The organism is Salinicoccus roseus, assembly GCF_003814515.1.
Lineage (GTDB): Bacteria > Bacillota > Bacilli > Staphylococcales > Salinicoccaceae > Salinicoccus > Salinicoccus roseus.
This window is the reverse complement of record NZ_RKQJ01000001.1, coordinates 1193094-1210607: the sequence shown is the minus strand read 5'-3', so window position 1 is coordinate 1210607 and position 17514 is coordinate 1193094. Positions and strand designations below refer to the sequence as shown.

General features: G+C 51.3%; 18 protein-coding genes. 12 read left to right on the top strand and 6 right to left on the bottom strand.

Annotated elements, in window-relative coordinates:
- The first annotated feature begins 17 nt into the window (after positions 1-17).
- From sufC to sufB, 5 genes are read left to right on the top strand one after another with little or no spacing between them, the layout of a single operon-like run.
- Positions 18-803, top strand: coding sequence for a Fe-S cluster assembly ATPase SufC (gene sufC, locus EDC33_RS06125; RefSeq protein ID WP_040105066.1), 786 nt, complete (start codon positions 18-20; stop codon positions 801-803).
- A 15-nt stretch (positions 804-818) separates the two neighbouring features.
- On the top strand, positions 819-2135 hold the full coding sequence (gene sufD / locus EDC33_RS06120; protein WP_094906594.1) for a Fe-S cluster assembly protein SufD: 1317 nt from the start codon (positions 819-821) through the stop codon (positions 2133-2135).
- A gap of 21 nt (positions 2136-2156) precedes the next feature.
- Complete coding sequence (locus EDC33_RS06115) at positions 2157-3377, top strand: cysteine desulfurase (protein ID WP_124010522.1); 1221 nt, start codon at positions 2157-2159, stop codon at positions 3375-3377.
- Complete coding sequence (gene sufU, locus EDC33_RS06110) at positions 3367-3807, top strand: Fe-S cluster assembly sulfur transfer protein SufU (protein WP_040105063.1); 441 nt, start codon at positions 3367-3369, stop codon at positions 3805-3807. Before EDC33_RS06115 ends, sufU begins: the two co-directional genes overlap by 11 nt.
- Positions 3808-3822: 15 nt before the next feature.
- Entirely contained in the window at positions 3823-5220 is a 1398-nt protein-coding gene (gene sufB, locus EDC33_RS06105) for a Fe-S cluster assembly protein SufB (RefSeq protein ID WP_124010521.1), read from the top strand.
- A 65-nt stretch (positions 5221-5285) separates the two neighbouring features.
- Here sufB and cyoE read toward each other — a convergent pair whose 3' ends face one another.
- A complete protein-coding gene (gene cyoE, locus EDC33_RS06100; protein WP_229716609.1) occupies positions 5286-6179 on the bottom strand; it encodes a heme o synthase in 894 nt (297 codons plus the stop codon).
- A 231-nt stretch (positions 6180-6410) separates the two neighbouring features.
- On the opposite strand from cyoE, the gene EDC33_RS06095 reads away from it, so the two are divergent.
- Positions 6411-7604, top strand: a complete 1194-nt coding sequence (locus tag EDC33_RS06095; RefSeq protein WP_094906591.1) for an MFS transporter — start codon at positions 6411-6413, stop codon at positions 7602-7604.
- Between the two features lie 109 nt (positions 7605-7713).
- Entirely contained in the window at positions 7714-8502 is a 789-nt protein-coding gene (locus tag EDC33_RS06090) for a VLRF1 family aeRF1-type release factor (RefSeq protein WP_094906590.1), read from the top strand.
- A gap of 75 nt (positions 8503-8577) precedes the next feature.
- Here EDC33_RS06090 and EDC33_RS06085 read toward each other — a convergent pair whose 3' ends face one another.
- A complete protein-coding gene (locus EDC33_RS06085; protein WP_094906589.1) occupies positions 8578-9129 on the bottom strand; it encodes a M15 family metallopeptidase in 552 nt (183 codons plus the stop codon).
- A 318-nt stretch (positions 9130-9447) separates the two neighbouring features.
- Between EDC33_RS06085 and EDC33_RS06080 the strand changes: the two genes are divergently transcribed.
- From EDC33_RS06080 to EDC33_RS06065, 4 genes are all read left to right on the top strand, one after another.
- Positions 9448-10554, top strand: coding sequence for an alanine racemase (locus EDC33_RS06080; RefSeq protein ID WP_124010520.1), 1107 nt, complete (start codon positions 9448-9450; stop codon positions 10552-10554).
- 132 nt (positions 10555-10686) lie between these two features.
- Positions 10687-12228 carry an NAD(P)H-hydrate dehydratase gene (locus EDC33_RS06075; protein WP_124010519.1) on the top strand — a complete coding sequence of 514 codons (1542 nt, stop codon included), beginning with the start codon at positions 10687-10689 and terminating at the stop codon, positions 12226-12228.
- Complete coding sequence (locus EDC33_RS06070; RefSeq protein WP_040105055.1) at positions 12225-12551, top strand: hypothetical protein; 327 nt, start codon at positions 12225-12227, stop codon at positions 12549-12551. The genes EDC33_RS06075 and EDC33_RS06070 overlap by 4 nt, the downstream gene beginning before the upstream one ends.
- A gap of 20 nt (positions 12552-12571) precedes the next feature.
- A complete protein-coding gene (locus tag EDC33_RS06065; protein WP_094906586.1) occupies positions 12572-13504 on the top strand; it encodes a prenyltransferase in 933 nt (310 codons plus the stop codon).
- 22 nt (positions 13505-13526) lie between these two features.
- On the opposite strand, the gene EDC33_RS06060 is transcribed toward EDC33_RS06065, so the two are convergent.
- On the bottom strand, positions 13527-14441 hold the full coding sequence (locus EDC33_RS06060; RefSeq protein WP_170156365.1) for an EamA family transporter: 915 nt from the start codon (positions 14439-14441) through the stop codon (positions 13527-13529).
- Positions 14442-14570: 129 nt separating this feature from the next.
- On the opposite strand from EDC33_RS06060, the gene EDC33_RS06055 reads away from it, so the two are divergent.
- Positions 14571-15128: a thioredoxin family protein gene (locus tag EDC33_RS06055; RefSeq protein ID WP_124010517.1), complete on the top strand. Its 558-nt coding sequence runs from the start codon at positions 14571-14573 to the stop codon at positions 15126-15128.
- A 178-nt stretch (positions 15129-15306) separates the two neighbouring features.
- On the opposite strand, the gene EDC33_RS06050 is transcribed toward EDC33_RS06055, so the two are convergent.
- From EDC33_RS06050 to EDC33_RS06040, 3 genes are all read right to left on the bottom strand, one after another.
- Positions 15307-16050, bottom strand: a complete 744-nt coding sequence (locus tag EDC33_RS06050) for an ABC transporter permease (RefSeq protein WP_249036082.1) — start codon at positions 16048-16050, stop codon at positions 15307-15309.
- Positions 16051-16067: 17 nt separating this feature from the next.
- Positions 16068-16772, bottom strand: a complete 705-nt coding sequence (locus EDC33_RS06045) for an ABC transporter ATP-binding protein (protein ID WP_094906582.1) — start codon at positions 16770-16772, stop codon at positions 16068-16070.
- A 103-nt stretch (positions 16773-16875) separates the two neighbouring features.
- Positions 16876-17301: a cupin domain-containing protein gene (locus tag EDC33_RS06040; RefSeq protein WP_094906581.1), complete on the bottom strand. Its 426-nt coding sequence runs from the start codon at positions 17299-17301 to the stop codon at positions 16876-16878.
- Positions 17302-17514: the final 213 nt, after the last annotated feature.

The window sequence follows — 17514 nt, the reverse complement described above, 5'->3', positions numbered from 1 at the left end:
TGTTGGAGGGTTAATAAATGGCTTCTGTTCTAGAAATCAAAGATCTGCACGTCGAAATAGACGGCAAACCAATTCTTAAAGGTGTCGATCTCACACTCAAGCAAGGAGAAATCCACGCGGTGATGGGGCCGAACGGTACAGGTAAATCCACGCTTGCCCAGGCGATCATGGGACACCCAAGGTACGAAGTGACTCAAGGTGAAGTTCTGCTAGACGGCGAAAACGTACTCGAAATGGAAGTTGATGAACGTGCCCAGGCCGGTCTTTTCCTCGGCATGCAGTATCCATCCGAAATTTCTGGTGTGACGAACTCCGACTTCCTGCGTTCCGCAATCAATGCACAGCGCGAAGAGGGCGACGAAATCAACCTGATGCAGTTCATCAAGAAGTTGGACAAGAACATGAACTACCTGGAAATGGATCTCGACATGTCAACACGCTACCTGAATGAAGGGTTCTCCGGCGGTGAGAAGAAGCGTAACGAAATCCTGCAGCTCATGATGCTCGAACCTAAATTCGGCATCCTGGATGAGATAGACTCCGGCCTCGACATCGATGCACTCAAAGTAGTATCCAAAGGCATCAATGAACTGCGTGGCGAAAACTTCGGCGCACTGATCATCACACACTACCAGCGTCTTCTGAACTACATCACACCTGACTTCGTCCACGTAATGATGCAGGGCCGTGTAGTGAAATCCGGTGGAGAAGAGCTTTCCAAGCGTCTTGAAGAGGAAGGCTACGACTGGATCAAGGAAGAACTTGGCATTGAAGACGAAACTATCGCTGCAGATGTAGAATAGGACAGGAGGATGACCATGGCTACTGAAGTTAATGAATATGTTATCAATGCTGATGAAGTCATTTCCCGTGCAGAATCACGCGGTGAATCTGAACTTCTCATCAGCAAGAAAAAAGAAGCACTAGAAAAAATCGAATCACTCGATATGCCGAAACCGGACAAGACGAAACTCAACAAGTGGGATTTCTTCACAGTATCCCAGCCGGTGACGGATAGCGCGACATACGGCTCCCTGGAAGAACTGCCTGAAGCGGTCAAGAGCCTTCTCGACATCGAGCACACGAAAAACATCTATGTACAGCACAACAATACGCCTGCATATCTTCAAGTTTCCGATGAACTGCTCGATCAGGGCGTGATAATCGAAAACATCATCGAAGCCAGTGCAAACCACCCGGAACTCGTGGAGAAATATTTCATGACCGAAGGCGTAAAGATTGATGAGCACAAGCTTGCTGCCTATCATACAGCAATGCTGAACGGCGGATTGTTCGTCTATGTACCGAAGAATGTACAGATTGAAGATCCGGTACAGATGGTTGTACTCCATGATGATGAGAAGACTTCTCTCTTCAACCACGTACTGATCGTCGCGGATGAAGGTTCGGAACTGACTTATGTCGAAAACTACCTTTCCAACGTAGATAAATCCAATGAACAGTTCAACATCATTTCAGAAGTCATTGCGAAAGATAACGCGAAGGTCAACTACGGTGCAGTGGACTTCCTTTCTGAAGGCTTCACAGGTTACGTCAACCGTCGTGGTATCGTCGGCCGTGACGCAACACTCGACTGGGCGCTCGGTCTGATGAACGACTCCAATGTCATCAATGACAACACGACCTACCTCATGGGAGATAATTCCGTCTCCAACCTTAAGACGGTCGTTGTGGGCCGTGGAGAGCAGACGCTCAACTTCACGACACAGATCATCCACTACGGCAAGGACTCTTCAGGCCATATCCTGAAGCACGGCGTAATGAAGGACAGTGCATCCAGCATCTTCAATGGCATCGGACACATCAAGCATGGCGCAACGCGCAGTGACGCCCAGCAGGAATCCAGAGTATTGATGCTGAGTGAGAAGGCGCGCGGTGACGCGAACCCGATCCTTCTGATCGATGAAGACGACGTTACAGCAGGCCACGCAGCATCCGTCGGACGTGTGGATCCGATCCAGCTGTTCTACCTGATGAGCCGCGGCATCTCCCAGAAAGAGGCGGAAAGGCTCGTCATCCACGGCTTCCTCGACCCGGTAGTGCGTGCATTGCCGATTGAATCCGTGAAAAACCAGCTCAGAGAAGTCATAGAACTTAAAGTTCTTTCAAAATAAGCGTTAAAGGGGTTTTCCCGCATGAATGCAAAAGATATCAGAAAGGATTTCCCAATCCTTGATCAGCAGGTCAACGGCAATGACCTCATCTACTTTGATACATCAGCAACGAGTCAGACACCGTCACCTGTAATAGATGCAATGACTGCGTATTATGAAGCTTACAATTCCAATGTGCACCGCGGGGTGCATACACTCGGCACGAAAGCGACAGATGGTTACGAACAGGCACGTATGAAAGTGAGATCATTCATCAATGCCAAGCGATTTGAGGAAGTCGTATTCACGCGGGGAACCACTGCAGCAATCAACCTTGTAGCACGCAGTTTCGGTGACATGGTGATAGAGCCGGGCGATGAAATTGTAGTGACGGAGATGGAGCACCATGCCAATATAGTGCCTTGGCAGGAATTGGCCAAACGCACCCGGGCGGAATTGAAGTTCATTCCCATGGAGTCGGACGGCACATTGACGATGGAGAATGTGGAGGCGACAATCGGCGAAAAGACGAAGATCGTCGCCATCACCCACGTTTCGAACGTCCTTGGCACCATCAATGATATCAAGGCAATCGCAGAAGTTGCCCACAGGAATGATGCCTATATCGCAGTCGATGGGGCGCAGGCCGTTCCCCACATGTCGGTCGATGTACAGGACCTGGATGTCGATTTCTACGCATTCAGCGGCCATAAGATGCTCGGCCCGACGGGAATCGGTGTACTTTATGGAAGAAGTGAACTGCTTGACGATATGGAACCGATTGAATACGGTGGGGATATGATTGACTTTGTCGATCTCAGGACATCCACCTGGACGGACCTCCCTGTGAAGTTCGAGGCAGGAACGCCAATGATCGCAGAAGCAATCGGCCTTGCTGCAGCAATCGACTATATCGAAGACATCGGCCCGGAAGCCATTTTGGAATATGAACAGAAACTTGTGAACTACGCGCTTGAAAGCATGAACGCAGTGGAGGGCATCGAAATCTATGGTCCCGAGTCACGTGCAGGCCTGATCACATTCAACCTCGAAGATGTGCATCCGCATGATCTTGCCACCGCACTCGATTCTGAAGGCATAGCTGTCAGGGCGGGCCACCACTGTGCACAGCCGCTGATGAAGTGGCTGGGGGTATCATCTACGGCCCGTGCAAGTTTCTATATATACAACACTACAGAAGAGATTGACAGCTTTATCGAAAGCCTCAAGCGTACGAAGGAGTTTTTCTCTTATGAATTTTAACAATCTCAACCAGCTATACCGCTCAGTCATCATGGATCACTATAAGAATCCGCGCAACAAAGGGGTCATCGAAGATGGTACACTGACGGTGGATATGAACAACCCGACATGCGGAGACCGCATCCGTCTTACTTTGAATGTCGTCGATGAAATCGTCGAAGACGTCAAATTCGATGGGGAAGGCTGTTCCATATCCATGGCCAGTGCCTCCATGATGACCGAGTCCATCACCGGGAAGAATATCAATGAAGCACTCTCCATGGGAGACGAATTCAGCAAAATGATGCTCGGTGAAGACTATGATATCTCCGAAGAAATGGGAGATATCGAAGCGCTGTCAGGCGTAAGCCAGTTCCCGGCACGCATCAAGTGTGCCACACTGTCCTGGAAGGCCCTTGAAAAAGGTGTCAAGGCTGACAGCAAACAATAAGAAGGAGTGATTTAAATGGCTAAACAAGCACCAGAAGTCGGCGATTACAAATATGGTTTCCACGATGAAGACGTATCCATTTTCCGTTCCGACCGCGGCCTTACTGAAGAAATTGTACGTGAAATTTCCAAAATGAAAGAAGAGCCGGAATGGATGCTCGATTTCAGACTTAAAGCGCTGAAACATTTCTATAAAACACCGATGCCTACATGGGGCGGCGACCTCTCAGAACTCAACTTCGATGAAATCACATACTATGTAAAACCTTCTGAGCAGTCTGAACGCTCCTGGGATGAGGTGCCTGAAGAGATCAAGCGTACTTTCGACAAGCTCGGCATTCCGGAAGCTGAGCAGAAATACCTAGCAGGTGTTTCCGCACAGTACGAATCCGAAGTTGTCTACCACAACATGGAGCAGGATCTTGAAGACAAAGGTGTCATCTTCAAGGATACAGACTCCGCACTCCGTGAAAACGAAGACCTCTTCAGGGAATACTGGGCGACAGTCATCCCGCCGACGGACAACAAGTTTGCTGCACTCAACTCGGCTGTATGGTCCGGCGGATCATTCATCTACTGCCCGCCAGGTGTGAAACTCGATACACCACTGCAGGCATACTTCCGCATCAACTCCGAGAACATGGGGCAGTTCGAACGTACATTGATCATCTGTGATGAAGGATCAAGCGTACACTATGTAGAAGGGTGTACTGCACCGGTCTATACGACGAATTCACTGCACTCCGCTGTTGTTGAAATCATCGTCAAGAAGGATGCATACTGCCGTTATACGACAATCCAGAACTGGGCGAACAACGTATACAACCTTGTTACGAAGCGTACATTCGTTGATGCGAACGGTACAATGGAATGGGTCGACGGCAACATCGGTTCCAAGATCACGATGAAGTATCCGGCAGTATTCCTCAAAGGCGAAGGCGCACGTGGCATGACACTGTCCATCGCACTTGCAGGCAAAGGACAGCTGCAGGATGCCGGAGCTAAGATGATCCACCTTGCTCCATACACATCATCTACAATCGTTTCCAAGTCCATTGCCAAGCAGGGCGGCAAGGTCTCCTACAGGGGACAGGTCCACTTCGGCAGGAAAGCGGATGGCGCACGTTCCAACATCGAATGTGACACGCTCATCATGGATAACGAGTCCACTTCAGATACGATTCCTTACAATGAGATCCTGAACGACAACATCTCACTGGAACACGAAGCGAAAGTTTCCAAAGTATCAGAAGAACAGCTCTTCTATCTCATGAGCCGCGGCATCGGAGAAGAAGAAGCAACAGAAATGATCGTAATGGGCTTCATCGAGCCATTCACGAAAGAACTGCCAATGGAATATGCGGTCGAAATGAACCGTCTGATCTCCTTCGAAATGGAAGGTTCCATCGGTTAATCGATATACGAAAAGCCTTATCACACATGAAGTGTGATAAGGCTTTTTATTTTTGAGCATCTTCCTCACCCCGTGAAGAATGTAATGAGCACCATAGAGAAAAGTATGAGGAACAGATAGATGATCGAGTAACGCAGGTTCATCTGTGCCCATACCTTTTTGTTCCCGGCTTTCGGTCCCATTGCTGCGAGTATGATCCAAAGTATGGTAAGGGCGAGTGCAAATGTGGAAAAGCCCCAGCCCATCGGATCGGCCAGAATGAAGGGGAAGGGCAGGAGTGCAATCACGTAGATGATGATCTGGCGGATCGTCAGATCGACGCCGCTCACGACCGGCAGCATGGGAACGCCAGCCCGGGTATAGTCCTCAAGGCGCTTTATTGCGATGGCGAACGTATGGGGGACCTGCCAGATGAGAAGCAGATAGAACAGAGCAATCGGTACGATATGATCCACAGGTGTGATGACGGCCCACCCGATCAGTGGGGTGAATGCACCTGAAATGCTGCCGATGATGGTATTGAGTGTATATCTGCGCTTCGTCCAGAATGTGTAGAGGACGACGTAGAAGAACCAGCCAAGGAATGAATAGATGGTTGCCTCGAAGGTGGTGAACATCATGATGGAGAGGCCGATGATCGTCGTCGCGATTCCTCCCCACAGTACGGCGCGCAGTGGAAAGGCGCCTGTCACCGTCGGGCGGTTCCGGGTCCTGTCCATTTTCATGTCGAGGTCACTCTCGTACCAGTTATTCAGCATCAGTGCCCCTGAGATGACAAGTGTGCTCCCTGCCATCGTCAGCAGGAACAGTCCCAGGTGGTCCATGAAGCGTGCACCGCTGAAATAGAGGGCCAGCCAGTATGCTGTAAAGACAGGGAGCACGTTGGCCAGCAGCACCTTGCCTTTCAGCAGATTCTTCATATTGGCCAGAAAGCTGCCCATTTTTAGGTGGAGTGGCATTCGTTGATTATCCAATAGGTATTCCCTCACAAGCATTTTATTGGTCCGTCCTATGGACGGCACAGTCTTCATCTTCCATTATAACAGCATAACGGCATGTACCGCATCAGGAAGCGGCCGATGGAAATCTCAGTTTCGGGACCTTCCGGAATTCATGGACACGATGAATAAAAAGGAATACAATAGTTAGGCGGACTAACCACTTCTATTGATAAGGATGTTGAATACCATATGAGTGATACATATAAGGAAAGACTATGGACGAAGGATTTCGTATTCACGTCTGTCGCCAATCTGATACTCATGCTGTCGCTATACCTGCTGCTCGTCACGATGGCGACATATGCCATGGACACATACGATGCTTCGGTCAGCATGGGCGGATTCGTCTCCAGCATCTTCATCATCGGGGCCCTGTTCGGCCGTCTCTATGGTGGAAAGCAGATTGCTGTGGTCGGCAACAAGAAGATGCTGCTGATCGGCACGGTGTCCGTGCTGGTGGCGACGTCACTATACTTTCTGCCGCTCGGCCTCTATCCGCTGATGGTGCTCAGATTTCTGCATGGTTTGGCAATGGGCCTTGCGACGACGGCGACGAGCACCATCGTCTCACAGATCATTCCGACTTCAAGGAGCGGGGAGGGCATCGGATACTTCAGCATGAGTGTGGTCATGGCTACAGCCATCGGGCCTTTGATCGGTGTGATGCTTCTGACTCAGTTTGGGTTCAACAGCATCTTCCTCTTCTCCCTCATCATGGCAGCCCTAAGCCTTGTGCTCAGCCTTTCGCTGCAGCCTCCTGAGGTCAAAGTTGAGGCGGGCAGGAAGGGGTTCAGGATTACGGACTACTTTGAAGCGCGTGCACTCCCGATTTCGATCGCAATGTTCGTCCTGGCCCTTGCATATTCAGGCATCCTGTCATTCGTGACCGAATATGCAGCTGAAATCGACCTGGTCGAAGCAGGCAGCTTCTTCTTCCTCATCTATGGCATGTCGGTGCTGCTGTCGCGCCCGTTCACAGGTCGTCTGATGGATCAGAGGGGCGCCAATATCGTGGTCTATCCTGCCCTCATTTCATTCGCAACAGGAATGCTGATGCTCAGCCAGTCTTTCGCAGGGTGGATGTTTCTTGCGGCAGCAGTACTGATGGGCCTTGGGTATGGGAATTTCCAGTCCATCGCCCAGGCGCTCGCGATCAAGCTGACTCCGCATCACCGGATGGGGCTTGCCAATTCGACCTATTTCATCGCTCTCGACCTTGGTCTCGGACTTGGACCATTGATGCTTGGATATATCGTTCCCGTCTTCGGCTATCGTGGGATGTATATGGTGCTTGTTGCGGTGATCCTGGCCGGCATTGCGGTCTATCACTTCATGCATGGCAGAAGGGACGGGGAGGTTGCAGTGGGCCGCAACGGAGCTTGATCGATGTTTCATATGAAATATTTCAGGGTAGACTGTATGAAAGTGGAAAGCAATAGAAATGTGTGCCGCTTCGCAAATATGAATTTACGAAGAAGGGGAGAGCACGTATATGGCTATGACAAAAGACATAAAGAAGATCAACGCAAAATCGGATGACATCGGCATCCTCACCATGTATCTCAATACGGACGCCAGTGAAGGCCAGCAGAATGGGGAATGGAAGATCCATTTGAAAAATGGCATGAAGGAATTGAAGGACCAGGTCAAGGAAAGTGAAAATCCGAAAGAGGGGAAGGCACTGAAGAAGCTTCTGGACCGGATGGAAACGCGCATTCAGGAACAGCAGCTGAATATGCAGAAGAGCTATTTCCTTGCGGCATCGGCTGATGGCGAGTTATGGGAGGAAAAGATCCTTCAGGTGCCTGTAACCACCTCCTTCCATTGGAGCACTGAAGCCCAGACACAGCAGTTGGAAGCATTGGACCAGAAGTTTCCTGAAACAGGCATCATCGTCATCCAGCAGAGGAATGTCGCTTTTATAGAAACGGCACTCGGGGAGATTCTCGATGAAAGGCATTTCAGCTGGGACCTTGACCGGGAGGACTGGGTGGATTATGACAAGGCGACGCCGCCCGTCGACCGGGCAACCGGCAAGGACGCATTCCAGAGGCGGTTCGATGAGAACAGGCAGCGCTGGTACAAGAACCTTGTCCCGCGCCTGTCGAAAGAGATCAAGGAGCGCAAACTGAGCGGCGCCTATCTAGTCGGCAGCCGGGAATCGGTTGCGGAAATAGAACCGCATATGAGTGCGTCTTATCTCAAAGGTACGATTACGAAGAACCTCGGTCCGATGCCGAGCCATGAAATCGTGAAGGAAGTCTATGATACGCTGATATAGGTTCAGCGTACACCAGAAATCATGAAAATCACCCTGGTCAATATTGACCAGGGTGATTTTTGGTTCATATGAACATCAGTACAGGTAGTGGTTGCCTGTCTGAAGGTTATGCAGTGAATAGCCGAAATCCATCTGGAGGTGCGGATAGTCCCGGAAGCTTTCCCAGTCCCCTCCCCAGGTGAAGCCAAGCTCCTTGGCCATCTGTGCTACTTCGAACCAGTCGGATCTGCCATTGCCGTTGCCGTCATATTCGATATCCCAGATGACCTGATGACCCACTTCAAGCGCATAGTCGACCGCGAGGCCGTAATTGTGATAGGATTGTCCACCACGGGCATTAGTGACGATGTATCCCGGCTCCGTACGTCCTTGGGCATAGAGGGCATCCTGTTCTTCGAATGAACGGAAACCATCTGTAAATCTGATGACGATGCCGATGGAAGCAGCCCTCTGCCTCAATATTTCAGCACGTTCGGCAACGATGGGGTGCAGCCCCTGAGGCTGGCTGCTTTCATATGTATTCTCGTGCCACTGGTCGGCGGATGCGGTGCTGAAGCTTGCGAATGCAAAACTCGGTACAGCAAGAAGTGTGAAAAGCAATGGTGCTAGAGATTTGAAGTTCTTCATAAATGTAGTTCTGCTCCTTTTTCATAGTTGTATGGTACGTGTTTCACGATATCATTATGTCTTAATTTTTCAATAATATAGAAAAATTGATATGAAACAGTAATACGAATGTAATATAATTTTAAATAAACTTTAGATATTAATTTCACTATGTATGTACCTTATTATATGAAAGAAGATATCTTTTAATGTAATGGATCAAGTGCAGATTGGGCTGATGCTGGCTTGCCGCATGTTGGATGTTGGATGTTGAAGCCTGTCTGTTGAAGAGGTTCATGATAGAATTGAATTGGATATGAATATATGGGAGGTAGAAGTATGCATTATTCGGATATTGATACACCGGCCCTTCTGATTGACAGGGAAAGGGTACGGGAGAACATTGAAGGAATGCAGGATTTTGCCGACAGGAATGGGGTGGCACTGAGGCCGCATACCAAGACCCACAAGATGTCGGCACTTGCAGGATGGCAGGTTGAAGCGGGCGCCCAGGGCATTACGGTAGCCAAGGTGGGGGAAGCTGAGGTGATGGCACAGGCGGGCCTCGATGACATATTCATCGCCAATCAGATTGTCGGCAGGAAGAAACTGGGACGCATAAGGCGGCTTTCCGAAACCATCGACATTTCATTCGGCATCGACAGTATCCATCATGTTGAGGAAGCAGACGCTGTGTTTAAGGGCAGCGGCCGGAAAGCACAGGTGGTCGTGGAAATTGAAGTGGGTGAAAAGCGTTCCGGCATCATCGAAGTGGATGATTTCAAGAAGCTGGTCGAAACGATAGGCAGGAGCGATAATGTACACTTCAGGGGAGTCTTCTCACACGATGGGCATACATACAAAGCGGAGGATGCTGAAGCCTGCAGGACACTCTATGAGGAAAGTGCCCACCGCACCCTCGGTTTTGCGCAGCTCGCCCGGGAGATGGACATGCCTCCCGAAGTCATCAGCATCGGCTCGACACCGCCCTTCATGCTGGGCTTCGACATTCCTGACGGCATTACTGAAATCAGGCCGGGCACCTATATCCTGATGGACGCCGGGCAGTCGAATGTCATCGGTACGTATGCACATTGTGCTGCGTCAGTGCTGACGAGCGTAATCAGCAAACCGACGCAGGCACGAGTCATTACGGATGTCGGCGCAAAAGGGCTGACCATGCAGACGAGGAATGCCGGAATCACCCGTACCGAGGGACTCGGTCTCCTCAGGGAATATGAAGGGGTCCATATCGATTCCGTGTTCGATGAACATGCGATCATCTACGATGAAGCGTTCAACCGGAATGTGGCGGTCGGGGAGAAGGTGCGGATCATACCGAACCACATCTGTCCTGTATCGAACCTGTATGATACAGCCTGGCTGGTTTCAGGGGACGAAGTGCTTGAAGAGATCAGGGTCGATGCCAGGGGCAGACTCCAATAGGGTGGACGCAGCGCTGGATATGGAGAAATGCATGAAAGGCGGCTGAATATTTCCATGGCAATCTTTGCCGTGGATTTTTTATTTTCAAACAATTGAGTGTATAATGGCAGAAAAGGCGAATGGGGGTTGAACATGAAAATTGTGAAGCGGGATGAAATGCGCGCCATCGAACAGTTTGCGATCGATGAAGTGGGTATATCCGGTGCCGTCCTCATGGAGATTGCCGGCAACCAGGTTGCAGAAGAGATCATCCGGTCATACCCGGACCGGTCGGCGCCGATCGTCATATTGATCGGCAGTGGAAATAACGGAGGGGATGGGTTCGTCATCGCCAGACGGCTGTCCGATGCAGGGTATACCCCGGCGCCCTGGCTGCTTGTGGACCCGGGGAAGCTGAAGGGCGATGCACTGGTGCAATACCGGATACATACTGCGAGGGAACTGCCGCTCCATTCCGTTGAAGAAGGGCTGGGGCGGCTCGATGCAGCGCTTGCTTCATCTGATGTGATTGTAGATGCGATGCTCGGTACGGGTATATCCGGTGCGGTAAGGGCGCCGTTCGACCATGTCATTGACAGGGTCAACAGCCATGCAGCACATGTATATGCGGTGGACCTGCCATCCGGTCTCGACTGTGATACAGGGCGGGTGGAGAATGTGGCGGTGCGGGCGGACGAAACAATTACGTTCGCATTTCCGAAGCTCGGCTTCTTTACACAGGATGGGCCTTCAGTCATCGGACGGCTTGCAGTGAAGGACATTTCAGTGCCGGGAACGCTGGCGGATAGGATCGGTATGAAGCTGCCCGAACTGGTCACGGAGCAGCTGGCTGTCCAGGCACTGCCCGGGAGGGCGGAGTTTGGGCACAAGGGTACTTTCGGACATGCGCTGGTCATTGGCGGCTCCAGACCGTTTGTCGGTGCCCCGCTCTATAGTGCCCATGCCGCATATAAGACGGGGGCCGGCCTCGTCACATTGGCGATACCGGAAGGCATCTATCCGGCCGTTGCGGGGCAGAACCAGCTGGCCCTCCTCCGGTCCCTGCCGGAAGCTGACGGCCATTTCAGTGGCGCGGGTGTGGAGGCGGAACTGTTTGAAAAGGTCAATGCAGTGGCCATCGGACCGGGACTTGGAAGGTTTGATGGAGGAGAGGCGTTCATCGAAGAGATCATCCGGCAGCTGGATGGTCAGCCGATCATCATAGATGCCGATGGACTGCACCATGTGAAGGGCCGGCTCGGACTGCTGGTCCGATACGATGGGCCCGTCATCCTCACGCCGCACCCTGGCGAGATGGCCAATCTGACAGACCGGACGGTCGCTGATATTGAAGCCGACAGGATGGGTGTTGCGAAGGACTTTGCAGAAAAGTATCAGGTCAATCTCGTACTGAAGGGGCATCGGACGATCATCGCGACGCCTGAAAGGCTCTGGGTGAATCCGCATGGAAATGATGCGCTTGCAAAAGGGGGAAGCGGCGATGTCCTCACAGGAATGATCGCTGCCTTCCTGGCCCAGGGTGCCGAGGCAGCCGAAGCGATGCAGATTGCGGTATATCTGCATGCAACCGCTGGTGAAAGGGCGGCAGGCACTCATTCCCATTATGGCGTCACGCCCGGGGATGTCATTGAAGCGGCCAAAGGGATACTCAAGGAAATGGAGGAGAAGAAGTGAAGGAAGAGGCTTTGAGAAGCGGTAACGGCAATCTGTTCAAAAATGGCGTGGCCACAAGTGGAAAACTCCACCTGACATCGAAATATATATATCATTTTCCGCACGCGATGAATCTGAACAACAAGAAATCGAAAATAGCACTCGAGGAAGTGGAGCATGTGAATCTCATCAGCCACCATATCATGAAGGTGCTCCCGGTCCCGAACGGACTGGAACTCGTCCTTAGAAGTGGTGAATCCATGCGTTTTGTCGTCAATGGCAGGAAGCGTTGGAAGCGTGATATCGAACAGGCACTGCGCAATGCACGACAGCATATAACATAAAGGGCGAAAGGGGTATATTTATGGCAGAACAGGGATCATACAGTTTCAGGGGGATCGGGATGCTCATGCGGGTGGTTGCGGTCGTGACATCGAGTATCGCAACCATCATATCAACAGTGCTCCCGCTGGCGTTCGGGTACGATGTATCGAAGTTCAATCTATTTCTATTATTCATTCTGCTCGTGATCGGAGGGTTTCTCGTCCACGGTGTGCTCACCCATGTCTTCAATGACATCACAGATTTCCACTCCGGTACAGATCAGGAAAGTCCGGGACTGCTGTCAGGCGGCAGCCGTGTGCTGCAGACCGGCACCATGACCCTCGGCATGCTGAAGCGTATAGGTCTTATCGTGACGGCGATACTTGTGTTTGCTGCAGCATTGTTCTTCCTCTTCGGACAGATTGAGCTCGCGATCCTGTGCATGGTCGGGCTGTGGGGGGCGGCTACATATTCCCTTGCCCCATTCAGGTTTGCATACCGCCCCTTCCTTGGCGAATGGCTGAGCCTATTCCCCTCCCTTCTGCTGCTGGGCTTGGCAGCACCATGGATCATGCTGGATCACATCCCCGCCTGGGCATGGCAGAATGCATCGATCAACGCAATCTGGTGCATGGCCTGGGTCATGATTCACCATGTGCCTGATATCCGAGCCGACCACAGGGCGACACCTGTGAAGGAAACGAGTGTCGTATGGGCAGTGAAGCGGTTTGGAATGAACCGTGCGGGCCTGCCTGCACTGATTTATCTCATCCTGGTGGGTCTGATCGCCTTTTCCATGATAGGGGACCGGCCGATCGGTGCCATCGGTACGCTGCTCATGCTCGGGTATGGCATCTATCTCGTGCTCAGGATGCGGGTACGGGATGTCGAACAGGTGACCGCCTACGAAAAAGTGCTCCTTCTGCTGGCAATGGTCACAGCGATATGGCTGGGCCTGTTTCCGGCTATGTAAAAAACCACCCCGCAGGGTGGTTTTATTTTTTCTCCTTCTCCTTGCGGCCGACTGAAATATAGAGGGCCACCCCGAGGATGATGATGGTGCCGATGATCTGATACCATCCCAGGCTGATATTAAGCCATAACACTGAACTCAGGACCGCCGAAGCCGGTTCGACAGTTCCGAGGACGCCACCTTCCTTTGAGGAGATGTGCTTCAGGCTGGTTATGTAAAGAAGGAAAGCGAGGGTCGTTCCAAAAAGGACGGAGAAGAGCAGTATGGTGATGAGCCCGACCGTCCAGTCGAAGCTGAAATCAAACTGCCAGATGGGATGGATGAAGTTCATCGCAATCCCCCCGATGAGCATCGAACCGCCGACGAGCTGGAGCGGGTGCAGACGGTACAGGAGCACTTGGGCATGCAGGGTGTAGTATGCGAGTGCAACACCCGATATCAGACCCCATATCAGGGCGGGAGGTGAGACGACCAGCCTTGAGAGGTCTCCATTTGTTGCAAGAAGCACAACGCCGGTGATGATGCCGAGAATGATGAAGGCGTCGGCGAACGTCCATTTTGCATATTTGCGGATGATCAGCCACAGGATGATGTAGATTGGTCCCGTATACTGAAGCACCGTTGCGATGGCGGCGTTGCCGTAACCGATTGCCGCCATGAATGAATACTGCACCATCGTCATGCCGAGGAGGCTGTAGATGATCAGCATGCCAAGGGTGCGGCGGTCGAGCCGGACAGGCTGCTGTTTCCGGGAAAACAGCCAATATGCAAAAAGAAGGATGATGCCGCTCACCGTCAGGCGGAATGCCACATACCATTCCACAGTGACCGGCGTGTTCCTGAAAATATAGTCTGAAGCTGTACCTCCGACGCCCCATAATGTTGCACCGAGCAGGACAAAAATCAGGCCCCTGAGGTGTTTTGAATTCGATTCCATACTTGTGCCTCCCTTCTCTATTATTAAAAGGATAGTCCAGGGCATCAAAAAATACAATGCCCATTTATTAGTTGGGTGTACGAGGGAATGATATAATCGGGATGATAAACGAATATTGGAGGAGAGAAGATGCCGCTCGAACATTGGTATGATCAGGCAATGACAGCAGAAGTGTATATTGAAGAAATGGAAAAGCACCGCGAGAATCTGCAGAAAGTATACGATGAATTCCAGATCCCGGATGACGAAAACTTTTTCAGGCAGCTGGAAAACCGGAAACTCCGGGTCATCGTCCTTACCGAGGACTGGTGCGGTGATGCCATGATGAACATCCCGATACTGCTGCACCTGGCCGAAAAGAGCCACATGGAAGTACGTATGCTGCTGAGGGACAGCAATCTCGAACTGATGGACCAGTATTTGACGAACGGCAGATCCCGTTCGATTCCCATCTTCATCTTCATTGATGAAGACGGGGAAGAAGTCGCGCACTGGGGCCCGCGTTCAGAAACGGTGCAGACAGCAGTCGACCAGCTGATGGCCGGGTTGCCGGAAAAGGATGCGCCGGAATACGATGCACAGTTCAAAGAAGCCATCCAGACGCTGACTTCGCGCTTTATTGGTGATGAGACATTCTGGCAGGCCACATACGAAAGCATAAAAGAGACCCTCGGGGAAAAGCTGTAGTCAGGTGCACATTTGTGCACCTTTTTTTGTCCAATTCACCATCGTGGCCGGAACGATGGCGAGTTGGAGGCTTAATTCACCATCGCAGGCGGAACGACGGCAAGTTAAACTCCCTCCCACCATCCATCCGGGACATAAAAATAAAAAATCCGCCTCCAACCGGAAGCGGACTCGAAATCTACTTTGTTTTATACTGAAGACCGATGAACTGCATCTTCTGGTTGAACAGTTTCGGATATGCCATATATCCGACCATGACGGAGGACATGGCTGCGGTGGTCAGTATGAGGAACAGGATCAGCAGCTGGTACATGACGGCTTCCATCGGATCGGCGCCGCCGATGATGAGGCCGCTCATCATGCCCGGCAACTGGACGAGCCCCATGGTCTTCTGGGCTTCTATCGTCGGAATCATGCTGGTCTGGATTGCAGACTTCAGACTCTTGTCGATGGCGACTTTTGGCTGGCCGCCCATGGACAGGATGAGTTCGATGGTTTCATCACTGCGGTCGACCTCATCCTTGAATTTGTTGAGGAAGAGCAGGGACAGCACCATACAGTTGCCGATGACCATGCCGCTGATCGGGATGACTTCTTCCGGATCGAAAGGGATGATGCCGAAACTCAGCATGATGCCCATCGTCACCGTTTCGACCACGATGAGGGTGAGGACGATCATCCAGGTGATGCCCGGAATGCCGTCCCCCTTCTTGATGATGTTCTGTGTGGCAGCGGCGATCATGAGCATGATCATCAGTATGATGAAGATCGGACTGTCGCTTTCGAAGACGAAGGTGAGGATGTATCCGATGATCAGCAGCTGTATGATCGAACGGATGGTGGCGATGATGATATCCTTTTCAAGTCCGAGTTTGAGCACGATCGCCAAGCCGAGCGGGATGGCGATGAATATCAGGGACAGTGCAAGCTATGCATAACTCAAAGTTCTTCCCCCTCCACGAATTTTCTGATGAGCGGATTATCCGACTGGTCGATGAAGGAGGCGTCCCCGAATTCGATCAGTTCTCCGCTTCTGAGGAACCACATGTCATCGCTGACCCGGCGTGCCTGGTCGAGGTCGTGGGTGATCCAGATGACGGTGACATTATTTTCGCGCTGCAGGCGGACGATCAGCCGTTCGACCTCCTTCACCATCCGGTAGTCGAGACTCGCAGTGATCTCATCGAGGAGCAGGACCTCGGGGCGGTTGACGAGCGTGCGCGCAATGGAGATGCGGCTCTTCTCCCCGCCGGAAAGTGACTTTACATTCTGATCGAGCGGGATGCCGCCGAGGTCGACACGTTCGAGGCACTCGAGAGCATGCGCCTCATCGATTGTCTCACCGAAGATGGCTTTTGGAAGGTTGAGGTTGTCATAGACGGTGCCGCCGATCATTGGTGCACTCTGGAAGGCCATGCCGATGCGCTTCCTCAGTTCGATCATATCCATATCAGCAATGTTCTCGCCCCTGAAGAATATCTCTCCGGAATCGGGCGACAGCAAACCGTTGATGTGCTTCAGGCATGTGGTCTTTCCTGCACCACTGGGTCCGACGAAGGTTGTGATGCGCCCCTCGTTAAAGTGGCCGGTAATATTATGTAGAATGTCATTGTGGCTGACGTTTTTGAATTCTATTATAGTCATGGGAATGTGCTCCTTATAGATTAGAGTGGCAGGGATGGTTCTTCAATGGCAGGAATGATGCAGCCATGCACCTGCATGGCTGTTTCCTGCAGTGGGGAAGAGATCAGTGATGGTCTGCTTCTTCCTCCATGGCGATCTCTTTCGTCGCCTGTCTGGTTCCTTGGGGATGGTGTGCCGGGCCGTAGATTGAATAGAGCTTCATCGGTTCGTCGCCGACAGTCATCACATTATGGAACTTGCCTTTTGGAATCAGGATGACATCATCCGGGCCGACTTCCTTTTCAAAAGTGATTTCATCTTCAGAGTCCCCCATGATCACTTTGCCGTGTCCAGCTTCGAGGCGAAGGAACTGGTCGTGTCCTTCATGGACCTCCCCACCGATGTCCCCGCCGGGCGGAATGGACATGAGCGTGATCTGGATTTCCTCACCCGTCCATAGTGCAACGCGGTAGTCTTCGTTCTGCAGTGTAGCGTCGTCGATGTTGATTACAAATGGGTCGTTTCCATAGTCCTTCAAATCAAGAGCCATTGCAGTCATCTCCTTAAGATGCTTTTATTATCTATATATTAATATAAATAACCATAATCGCTGCGTTTTCAACTACCATCTTATATCAACTTCCCGTCATCCACAAAAGAGATGCTCATATTATTTATAATTATTATAAATAAATTATAACATAGATTGTAATTATTATAAATAATATACTTGGCATAGCATCTCTGATGCGGACTTTATACA

Excerpts from the sequence above, each read along its gene's own strand:
- sufC (WP_040105066.1), top strand. The coding sequence starts at position 18 with ATGGCTTCTGTTCTAGAAATCAAAGATCTGCACGTCGAAATAGACGGC.
- sufD (WP_094906594.1), top strand. The coding sequence starts at position 819 with ATGGCTACTGAAGTTAATGAATATGTTATCAATGCTGATGAAGTCATT.
- EDC33_RS06115 (WP_124010522.1), top strand. The coding sequence starts at position 2,157 with ATGAATGCAAAAGATATCAGAAAGGATTTCCCAATCCTTGATCAGCAG.
- sufU (WP_040105063.1), top strand. The coding sequence starts at position 3,367 with ATGAATTTTAACAATCTCAACCAGCTATACCGCTCAGTCATCATGGAT.
- sufB (WP_124010521.1), top strand. The coding sequence starts at position 3,823 with ATGGCTAAACAAGCACCAGAAGTCGGCGATTACAAATATGGTTTCCAC.
- cyoE (WP_229716609.1), bottom strand. The coding sequence starts at position 6,179 with ATGCCACTCCACCTAAAAATGGGCAGCTTTCTGGCCAATATGAAGAAT.
- EDC33_RS06095 (WP_094906591.1), top strand. The coding sequence starts at position 6,411 with ATGAGTGATACATATAAGGAAAGACTATGGACGAAGGATTTCGTATTC.
- EDC33_RS06090 (WP_094906590.1), top strand. The coding sequence starts at position 7,714 with ATGGCTATGACAAAAGACATAAAGAAGATCAACGCAAAATCGGATGAC.
- EDC33_RS06085 (WP_094906589.1), bottom strand. The coding sequence starts at position 9,129 with ATGAAGAACTTCAAATCTCTAGCACCATTGCTTTTCACACTTCTTGCT.
- EDC33_RS06080 (WP_124010520.1), top strand. The coding sequence starts at position 9,448 with ATGCATTATTCGGATATTGATACACCGGCCCTTCTGATTGACAGGGAA.
- EDC33_RS06075 (WP_124010519.1), top strand. The coding sequence starts at position 10,687 with ATGAAAATTGTGAAGCGGGATGAAATGCGCGCCATCGAACAGTTTGCG.
- EDC33_RS06065 (WP_094906586.1), top strand. The coding sequence starts at position 12,572 with ATGGCAGAACAGGGATCATACAGTTTCAGGGGGATCGGGATGCTCATG.
- EDC33_RS06060 (WP_170156365.1), bottom strand. The coding sequence starts at position 14,441 with ATGGAATCGAATTCAAAACACCTCAGGGGCCTGATTTTTGTCCTGCTC.
- EDC33_RS06055 (WP_124010517.1), top strand. The coding sequence starts at position 14,571 with ATGCCGCTCGAACATTGGTATGATCAGGCAATGACAGCAGAAGTGTAT.
- EDC33_RS06045 (WP_094906582.1), bottom strand. The coding sequence starts at position 16,772 with ATGACTATAATAGAATTCAAAAACGTCAGCCACAATGACATTCTACAT.
- EDC33_RS06040 (WP_094906581.1), bottom strand. The coding sequence starts at position 17,301 with ATGGCTCTTGATTTGAAGGACTATGGAAACGACCCATTTGTAATCAAC.